General features: G+C 57.5%; 8 protein-coding genes and 1 pseudogene. 3 read left to right on the top strand and 6 right to left on the bottom strand.

The features are described 5' to 3' along the window. From RSSM_RS22820 to RSSM_RS22810, 3 genes and pseudogenes are all read right to left on the bottom strand, one after another. Window positions 1-1,054, bottom strand: a pseudogene (locus RSSM_RS22820) (GumC family protein); the annotation flags it as partial. A 473-nt stretch (window positions 1,055-1,527) separates the two neighbouring features. After that, window positions 1,528-2,700 carry a Gfo/Idh/MocA family protein gene (locus RSSM_RS22815; protein ID WP_008684651.1) on the bottom strand — a complete coding sequence of 391 codons (1,173 nt, stop codon included), beginning with the start codon at window positions 2,698-2,700 and terminating at the stop codon, window positions 1,528-1,530. A gap of 184 nt (window positions 2,701-2,884) precedes the next feature. After that, window positions 2,885-3,109 carry a hypothetical protein gene (locus RSSM_RS22810; RefSeq protein ID WP_008684649.1) on the bottom strand — a complete coding sequence of 75 codons (225 nt, stop codon included), beginning with the start codon at window positions 3,107-3,109 and terminating at the stop codon, window positions 2,885-2,887. 484 nt (window positions 3,110-3,593) lie between these two features. Between RSSM_RS22810 and RSSM_RS22805 the strand changes: the two genes are divergently transcribed. Beyond that, the gene (locus RSSM_RS22805; RefSeq protein ID WP_008684643.1) at window positions 3,594-4,028 is read left to right on the top strand and encodes a secondary thiamine-phosphate synthase enzyme YjbQ; all 435 of its coding nucleotides are present in this window, start codon (window positions 3,594-3,596) and stop codon (window positions 4,026-4,028) included. 60 nt (window positions 4,029-4,088) lie between these two features. On the opposite strand, the gene RSSM_RS22800 is transcribed toward RSSM_RS22805, so the two are convergent. Together RSSM_RS22800 and RSSM_RS22795 are read right to left on the bottom strand one after the other, a co-directional pair. Beyond that, the gene (locus tag RSSM_RS22800) at window positions 4,089-4,430 is read right to left on the bottom strand and encodes a hypothetical protein (RefSeq protein ID WP_008684641.1); all 342 of its coding nucleotides are present in this window, start codon (window positions 4,428-4,430) and stop codon (window positions 4,089-4,091) included. Continuing rightward, window positions 4,427-4,813, bottom strand: coding sequence for a 4a-hydroxytetrahydrobiopterin dehydratase (locus RSSM_RS22795; protein ID WP_044303335.1), 387 nt, complete (start codon window positions 4,811-4,813; stop codon window positions 4,427-4,429). Before RSSM_RS22795 ends, RSSM_RS22800 begins: the two co-directional genes overlap by 4 nt. 271 nt (window positions 4,814-5,084) lie before the next feature. Between RSSM_RS22795 and RSSM_RS22790 the strand changes: the two genes are divergently transcribed. Further along, window positions 5,085-5,777 (top strand): RNA polymerase sigma factor, encoded by a 693-nt coding sequence (locus RSSM_RS22790; protein ID WP_008684634.1) that lies wholly within the window; start codon window positions 5,085-5,087, stop codon window positions 5,775-5,777. A gap of 405 nt (window positions 5,778-6,182) precedes the next feature. Here RSSM_RS22790 and RSSM_RS22785 read toward each other — a convergent pair whose 3' ends face one another. Beyond that, window positions 6,183-6,929 carry a hypothetical protein gene (locus RSSM_RS22785; RefSeq protein ID WP_008684631.1) on the bottom strand — a complete coding sequence of 249 codons (747 nt, stop codon included), beginning with the start codon at window positions 6,927-6,929 and terminating at the stop codon, window positions 6,183-6,185. Between the two features lie 317 nt (window positions 6,930-7,246). Here RSSM_RS22785 and RSSM_RS22780 point away from each other — a divergent pair, with 317 nt between their 5' ends. Further along, window positions 7,247-8,407: a Gfo/Idh/MocA family protein gene (locus RSSM_RS22780; protein ID WP_008684629.1), complete on the top strand. Its 1,161-nt coding sequence runs from the start codon at window positions 7,247-7,249 to the stop codon at window positions 8,405-8,407. The last annotated feature ends 71 nt before the right edge of the window (window positions 8,408-8,478 follow it).

The raw sequence follows: 8,478 nt of genomic DNA, 5'->3' as shown, positions 1-8,478 counted from the left end.
CGATCCGTGAGGAAGCGTTGAGTTGTTCGCGGAGGGCACGTAGTTTGGGATGGTCCTCTTTGTACTTGGCGGCCAGTTCGTTGTATCGCACCTCGAGGTCGTAGAGACTTTGGCGCATCGTGCTGCCGGTCTTTTTCGGGATGCCTCGAACGACTTCACTTTCGATCGTGTTCGGCGTGGTCGCGATTTGGCTCGTTAGTCGTTGGACTTCCGATTCGGCGGAGACCATTTCGCTCTCGGTTTGCACGAGGTCTTCTTCGATACGGCTCAGGAGTGAACGCAACGCGGATTGCGAAGAGCCGATGTCGATCATGCCGCGCTCCGACCTGGCTCGACGCAGGGCGTCCTTGGCGGCGATCGCACGCGCGTGTGCTATCTCTGCTTGTTCGCTGAAGAACTCATACGAGCCTTCCGATCGGAGGGCCGTGGCGTGATGTTCCTGATAAACGCGAATGAGCGTGCTGAGGAGATCGCGAGACAGAAACGGGTCTTCGGTTCGGACTTCGAGATCGATGGTGTAGGAATCAGTAGCGGTGAACAGGCCCAGCGATTGCTGGAACTTCATAATCGCCATCTCCTCTTGGATCTGTGCGGTCACCTCATCCGCGGACAGGTCGCCGAGCGGTTTGGGAGATCCAGAGGGAATGAAGGACGTCAGGCTTTCGGATAATTTCGAAAGCGTGCTGCGTGGTTCGAGGATTCGGTCGGCACCCACTTCGCGGACGACCCGCTGAGCCATGGCGCGGCTCTGGATCATTTCCCGGACGCTGTTGACCTGAGAACTGCGGCTGTCTTGGATAGCGACGGTTTGCGACAACGAGGCGGTCGGGTCCATTGCCACGGCGCCGCGACCGAGCCGAACGAGCAGTTGTCCGTACGAGTCATACTGCGCCGGAATCAGGATGACGGCGAGCAGAAACAGCGGCAATAAAAGCACAGCGACCGCGAACGCCGAGTATTTCCGACGCCAGAACGCCGAGAAAAAATCGTCCAAACGCAATGGTCGGAAATGGTCGAGGTCGACGCCATGATCGTCAGAAGAGGCGTGTTGCATCGCGAAAACACATCAAGTGGGCAGGAAGAGAAGTGCCCAGTTTAGTTGGATTTTCGCTTCTCGCAGCCTCTGATTGGGGCAACCGCGCGAAATGCGCCGTCGACTCGCGCAAAAATCGGACCGCGCATGAAAAAACCGACAGGCTGACTCCATCGAGACGACCTGCCGGTTCAATTCGGTTTCAGCCACGCGGCGGCAAATGGAGCCGCTGGGAGAAACGCGTGAGTCTCGGCGTGCTACTGCACTTGCCTTTGATTGACTCAGGCGAACCCTAAAAATGATCCCTCTGCCGATGTGATGGGCTGAACCCTGACAAGCCTCACAAGGCTTGCTGTTTGCATTCTAGGCACGAGGCCAACTGCAGCAAGGTAGATCGGGCATTTTCAACAAGGAGTTGAAGAGTTTTTCACAAAACGGCCTACCCGGATCAGTCCGCGGTCGCAAACCGCGAAATTAGCGGCGATTGAGGTCGTTTAGAGGGTGATCCTTTGTCCGTTGATGCTGCTCGTTTCGGCAGCTTTGAGGATCGAGGCTGCTCGAAACGCGTCTTCGAGGCCGCTCAGGTTCCGTACCAGGCTCGTGACCGCTCGATGGAATTGGCCGAGGATCTTCTCCCCGACTGGCGATTCGCTCTCGAGCGATTCCTGATGCCGTCCGGCGTCATCGAACCAGACCAACGTGCCGGGCAGGTCAATGAACGCGACGCCGTGTTCGCAGCAGACCTGCATTCCTGCCGGGGGACGAAAACCGATCGCCTCTTGCCACTTGGCGGGAATGTAGTTGCCGCAACTGATCTGTGCCGTTGCTGGGATAGCGGGAGCGGGTTTGGTGAGTGGTGATCGTGACCTCGTTGAATTGGTTTCCCAGGCCTGCGTGGCGGATTCGCCGACCTGCATCGAGGGGGCAGACGGTTGAGGTTCGAAATGCAGGCTCAATGCGCGGTAGTCCCACATCTTGTCGGGGCGGCAGTTTGACGACATCACGCTCGCCGGAGGTCCGCCAACGACGTAACTGCACCAATCGATCAGCTCGATCAATTCATTTCGCATGGTCGCCTGTGCTTCGACGTGCCCATGTGAATCCGAACCACCGGGATCATCCGGTGCGTGTTCGCCGCGGCGGGGGCGTATGGGGTCGGAGGGGTCGCCGCGCCGTGAAAGCCTGGACTGCTGTTCGACGAGGCTGAGTCGTTTGTGGCAGAACAGGAGGCGGGGGGCGCCGAGGTTGGTCGCGATGAGTTCTTTCAGGCGGAGCGTTGCGGGGGCGAATCGGCGTGGAAAGCTCGCCATGAAGGCGATCCCGGAATCTTCCACGCACTGTTTGAATTCGGCGTCGGCGACCGGATCGAAATCCAAACCGCTGGCCCAGTAGATCGCTTTGCCGTGGGTGCACGCGGCCAACGCCGGCAGGTGCCGGAGCCAGGTTTGTTCGAGGATCAAAACCGCATCGATGTCATCGCGGGCGACCATCGATCGGTAGCCGTCGACGGGGTCAGCCTGGAAATCGGAGACGGCGTTCTCGGCCAGTTTCGCGACCGAACAATAGATGGCTCGGACGTCGAAGCGTTCGCTGAGCATCCGGAGTGCCGGTCGGTGCATGGTTTGCCATTGGTCACCTAGACCGATCAAGCCGACACGAAGCTTCACTTAACGCGAGTCCTGACAAGTAGTTTCGAAGAAGAAGGGGAGGGGATATCATAACAGACGATGCGGGGAGCGTTGAGACGAGCAGTCCGGACACGAAAAAACCCCGAACGCGGTTACGTCCGGGGTTCTGGGTCGTGTGAGCTGATCGTGGGGGGGATGATAAGCTGCTGTGGAGACCTGCGTCTTATTCGCGGGGGCGAATCGCGCCGGTCAGACCGCTGTAATCCACGCGGTCAGTGGTATGCCAAAGTGGCTGCCCCAGTTCAACGCGACGACGGAGAACCTCGATTTTCTCGGGGCTGCCCGCAGGTGCGTCAGTAGCAACGAAGTCTTCATTTTCCTGGGGGCTGAAGTCTTCATCGTGGCCGTAACGAAGGATTGCTTCGAAAACGTTTTTGCAATGAGTCATACGTCTCTTGAGTTCCAATGTAGGTATCGCGGTCCCGTCCTGTTGGCTTGGCGATATCAAAACAGTTGTTCGACAGTCCGGTGGCGAACTCATTTCGTCGTCGGACATCACACACGAGTGGATTATTCGCGAGATTGACGGGTAGTCAAGAAAATTCTCATCAGTCATGGTGCTCATGTAAGTTCGAAAGTGTTGCTGAGTTGGGCTAGCGGATCGATGCCGAACAGGCAAGTGGTGAGGAAAAACCGCGCGCCAAATCCGCAACAAATCTTCACGGTTCCTTCAAGGGGGCTTTGTCTCGCTTTGTGCCCTTTGTGATGGGGCTGTAGATGGTTTTGGGGGCCGCCGCTTTCGGTGTTGAATTCCTATCTGGCCCGGCGATTCCCGATGCTTTGCCCCCCGCTTTCGGATAACCCATAGGACCGTTTGGGGAGCCGAATTTTTTTCGTTTTTTTTTGCTGAATCCTTTCTGTAGGACATTCCGATGACCGGGTGGTTCCAGTACGAGTTGCGGTTGCCGGCCAAATCGCGCGGCTTTCATCTCATTACCAGCGCGATCGAGAGGGAACTCGTGGACCTGTCTCGAGTTCGAGTGGGCTTGCTGCACTGCTTCATTCTGCACACCAGCGCGTCGCTGACGATCAACGAGAACGCCGACCCGGATGTGCGGGTGGATTTTGAGACGGCAATGAACCACGCCGTTCCTGAGAATCTTGCCTATGTTCACACGCTCGAAGGCCCTGATGACATGCCGGCCCATGTGAAAGCGTCCATGATGGGGGCGAGTGTCAGTGTCCCGGTGCGCGACGGGCGATTACGGATGGGGACATGGCAAGGCATTTATCTTTGCGAGCACCGCGATCGAGCTTCCTCTCGCCGGATTGTGATGACGTTGCAAGGCGAGGTGGAAGGCGCATAGGTCGCGTTTGGGCGTGGGCTCGGTCGACTCTAGGTGTGGGCCATTCCGTTGCCAAGCGACTCACCCGTCCATGATGGCTTCTTTGATCATTCGCACGATAGCCTGGCGTGACAGGCAGGCGGCTTCGATCGCCTCGACGTCGATTCCTAAATCCAGTCCGATCCGTTTCGCCAAATCCACGTCGCGGACCCCGTAGTATTGGTTGACGATTCGGCGTCCGGTTTGAGGGTCGGGAACATAGATCGTTTGGCTGCTGACGCGGTAACTGGTTTCGTAGGCGTCGGCGAGTTCGTCAATCCAAGATTGAGGAACCCGTCGTTGAAGGCAATGTTCGACACTCCATAGATCGTCGCCGGTGCACTCATCGAGCAGAGCCAGGGCGACATCGGGGCTTAATTTCATTTTAAGAGCTCATCAATTTTGGCTGCGACGATGAAGTCGTTTTCGCTCAGGCCGCCGATCGCGTGCGTGGTCAGGACAATTTCGAGATGCCGATATCCGGTCAGGTGTAGATCCGGATGGTGTTGTTCGGTTTCGGCGATTTCGGCGATCTGGTTGATTCGCGTTACCGCCTTGGCGAAGGTCTTGCAGTTGATCTTACGTGAGACGGCGGTGGCGTTCTCGTTGATAACCCAATCGGTCAGCGTACCGGCGAGATCCTGAGCCTGCGACGCTTCCATGGGCGCGGTCAGCCCCTCGCACGCCACGCAGCGCCGTTCAGAGAGAGGACGGTTAGTGTCCGATTGGGAGGCGTCGTTCGAATCAGAGTTCGGTTTGGTGTTCATCGCGAGTCTCCTCTCAGGAATTGAATGCAGGTCGGCCGTCGACATCTCGCATGCGGCGATGTCAGTGCGGCAGTGCGTGGGGAATGGCAGTGTGTGGAACGATGGGGCATCGGGGCGCTGAATCGCCGGGGCGGTTCATTGCACCGGCGGTTTGTCCTGGCCTCAATCGGTCCAGGGTCCGTTGTCTGGCCGATCACGGTATCTTAGCGATCCGGACAGGAATCATCATTGTTGCATCGTTGTCTGCCGTCGCGACTGCTAAGCTACCAGAATGGATAATTCACAGCCCCCGATCGATCAGTCATGCGAAACCGAATTGGATCGCGGTGAAGCGGCGTTGATCGATGCGATTCAGGCGGGGGATGAATCCGCGTGGCGACAACTGATCGATCAATATGAAGGTCGCTTGCTCGCATACGTGCAGCGACGTTTGCAGGATCGCAGCGTGAGTGAAGATATCGTCCAGGAAACGTTGGTCGGTTTTCTGGTTTCGCTGCCGAACTACGATCGACGCCGACGATTGGAGAATTACCTGTTCTCCATTTGCGGCTACAAACTGACTGATCATCTTCGTCGGACCGGTCGGCGTCCCACGTTGCCGTTGTATGGTCGCGGCGAGTCACAGGCATCGTCGAGTAGTGAGTTGCAGATACCAGGACGCAATCGCGCCGCGAGTTCGATCGCCCGCAGTGCCGAGCGATTGGAGTTGGAAAAGAAGGTGGTCGCCGGTGCGATTCGCGACCAGATCACGCGTTGGAGCGACTCGGGCAACTACACCAAGATGCAGGCTCTCGAGTTGATCTTTGTTGCGGGACGAGGCAACATCGAGGTCGCCGAACAGTTGGGGCTTTCGCAGCAACAGGTCGCCAATTTGAAAAGCGACTTTCTAACTCGCATGAAAGCCATTATCTCTCGTCAGGATCTCGACCCGGGTGTGTTTCCTGAGTTGGCGGAAGGCAGCTAGGCAATCGGCGTTGATCGTTCAAACAGCACGCGCAGATGGCTGCGTTGACGATTTGCGGTACGGTGTCATCGGCGCTTGATGACGCGATGGTGCAAAGAAAAACGGCCTTGCTGCGTGCTCTGATTCACAAGAGCGGCAGCGAAGGCCAGTTGGCGGGTTGTTAATTTATTCGTTTAACGGCAATACCGTTCAATTTTCGTTTAACCCGTGCCCGAAGGGTAGGGTGTGTTCCGTCAAGCGTCGCCTAAGCCTACCGGTTAAACGAAAACAGGTTGACTCTTGAATAAATCAACAGCCCGGCAAGCGAGTGGTTGTGTGTGATCCCTCCCTAGCGCAGCGGGCTAATAAATTACTAGGCCGGTTGGCGATGTTCGCTAATTCATCGCGATCGATGGTTCGATTTGCTTAACGCAAATCGTCGCGGTCGATGACGGGGTTGGCGGAGCCCTGTCCGATGAGGAACATCACGCCTTGTTGAGGTCGGTTGGACTTCATCGCGACCCGATCGAACGGGACCCCGTAGCAGGCATAGTTGCCCGACGCGGTGTCGAGAACGTAGACGACCGAGAATCCGAGTGGACGATTGCTGCTGCTCGGGAAGTCTGCGGTTCCGGTGACCATGATGTAGCTGCCACCCTTGGCTTCCATTCCCAACGCATCGGCGACGTTGATGGTGTACGTTGCCATGAATCGTCCCAGACGCGGGTAGAGCACAGAGCACTGCAGCAGACCCGAGTTGTGATCGAGAACAAACAACGCTTCGCTCTCTTCACTGATCAAACCGGTGCAGACCGAAAACTTTTCACTGCTGACGGCGGCGGCGGCGTTCGCGATCGGGAGCCCTTCCCAATTGGCGAGGACGTCGTCGGCATCGGCCGCGGCGGCGTGAGCAGCCTCAATGTTGGCGTTGGCTTGTTGGGCCATTTCGGCAAAGTAGGCGGCGGCATAGGTCGCGGTGGCTGCCACGATCACGAGCGTTGCGATCGCAAATCGTTGCAGTGTTTTCGCGCTGAGCCAGTTGCAGCATACGCTGTTGTTTGCAAGCGGAAGTGCATGCGAGGCGGGCTCGCAGGATGTAGCGGAACCGCTGTGAGCATTGAGTTCGCTAGGAGTGGTGGCCGCGGGGTGGTTTTCGGAAGAGAGGTCGTGCATCACGGAACCGCATGGTTGGGTTGATAAAGAGACGGGGTATCCCGGGTGGGGCACACGTTGAAGGCCTATTGGCGGCCTGATTGTACCGTGTCCTCAAGAACTTTACGATTGGAGAATTCGCCTGCCGAACCCGCGTGATCGCTGAGTTTCCACGTGTTCACGCGAGTGTACGTGATCACAGAGGTTTACTGGATCAGAGGGACTGATACGCAAGCCTTGCGGGAACGCGGCGAATTTGTTTTGCAATTGATTTTCGACAACCTTTACCTTTGAGAAAAAACATGGCGTTGAATCCACCTCTGGCTCGCAGACTTCGAATGGGCATCGTGGGCGGCGGATTGGGATCCTTCATTGGACGCGTGCACACGATGGCTGCCGGTCTGGATCACCGCTGCACCTTGGTGGCCGGGGCGTTCTCGAGCGATCCGGAAAAGAGCAAGAAAACGGCTCCGACCTACGGTGTTGATGAATCGCGAGCCTACGGCAGTTTCGAAGCCATGCTCGATGCGGAGTCGCGGTTGCCGGAAGAGGACCGGATCGACTTCATCAGCATCACAACGCCAAACCACACCCACTATGAAATCGCCAAGGCGGCGGTCGAAGCCGGATTCAACGTGATCTGCGATAAGCCGATGACGTTTGACTTGGCTCAAGCGGAGGCGCTGCTGAAGACGGTTGAGAACTCGGATGTGGTTTTTGCGTTGACGCATAACTACACCGGTTATCCGATGATCCGGCAGGCTCGCGAGATGATTCAGGCGGGTGAGTTGGGCACGATCAACGCGATTCGCAGCCAGTACATCCAGGGATGGCTCGCCGAGCGTGTTGAGGACGGCGACCACAAACAGGCGTCGTGGCGAACGGACCCGGCCAAGAGCGGTGCGGCCGGTGCGTTTGGTGATATCGCAACGCACGCGTTTAACCTGGGGCGGTATGTGACCGGTGAGTTGCCCGAGTCGGTCAGTTGTCACTTGAAAACGTTTGTCGAAGGTCGCCGCCTCGACGATTACGGAACCGCCGTGATTCGGTATCAAAACGGAGCACTCGGAACGGTAACCGCGTCGCAAATCAGCCACGGACGCGAGAACGATTTCGAATTGGAAGTCGACGGAACGCTCGGATCGTTGAAATGGCGGCAGGAGTCGCCCAACGAAATGGTCGTGCGGCGGAACGGGCAACCGGCTCAGATCTACACCCGTGCACCGGGTTCGGGAACGATGACGCCGCTCGCGGAGGCGTCCTGCCGTTTGCCGGCGGGGCACCCGGAAGGTTTCTACGGGGCGTTCTCGAATATCTATGCAGCCGCTTTTGACGATATCGCACGACGTGCCGCCGGTGAGTCGTTCGAACGGCGTGACACTGTTTATCCAAACGTCTACGACGGCGTCGAAGGAATGCTGTTTATCGAGCAATGTGTTGCCAGCCATCAACAGAATTCGGCGTGGATGCCGCTGAGTCATCCGGCCGCTCGTCGTTAGAAATCCTCGTTGGCGAAAAGTGGAATCGCCGGCGGGCATTCTTAGGTCTCTCTCCCCGAGATCACTCGCCG

The sequence above is a fragment of the Aporhodopirellula sallentina SM41 genome (assembly GCF_000346505.1).
Taxonomy (GTDB): Bacteria; Planctomycetota; Planctomycetia; order Pirellulales; family Pirellulaceae; genus Rhodopirellula; species Rhodopirellula sallentina.
The sequence above is the reverse complement of the archived record's forward strand: the minus strand, read 5'-3'. Positions and strand labels throughout refer to the sequence as shown.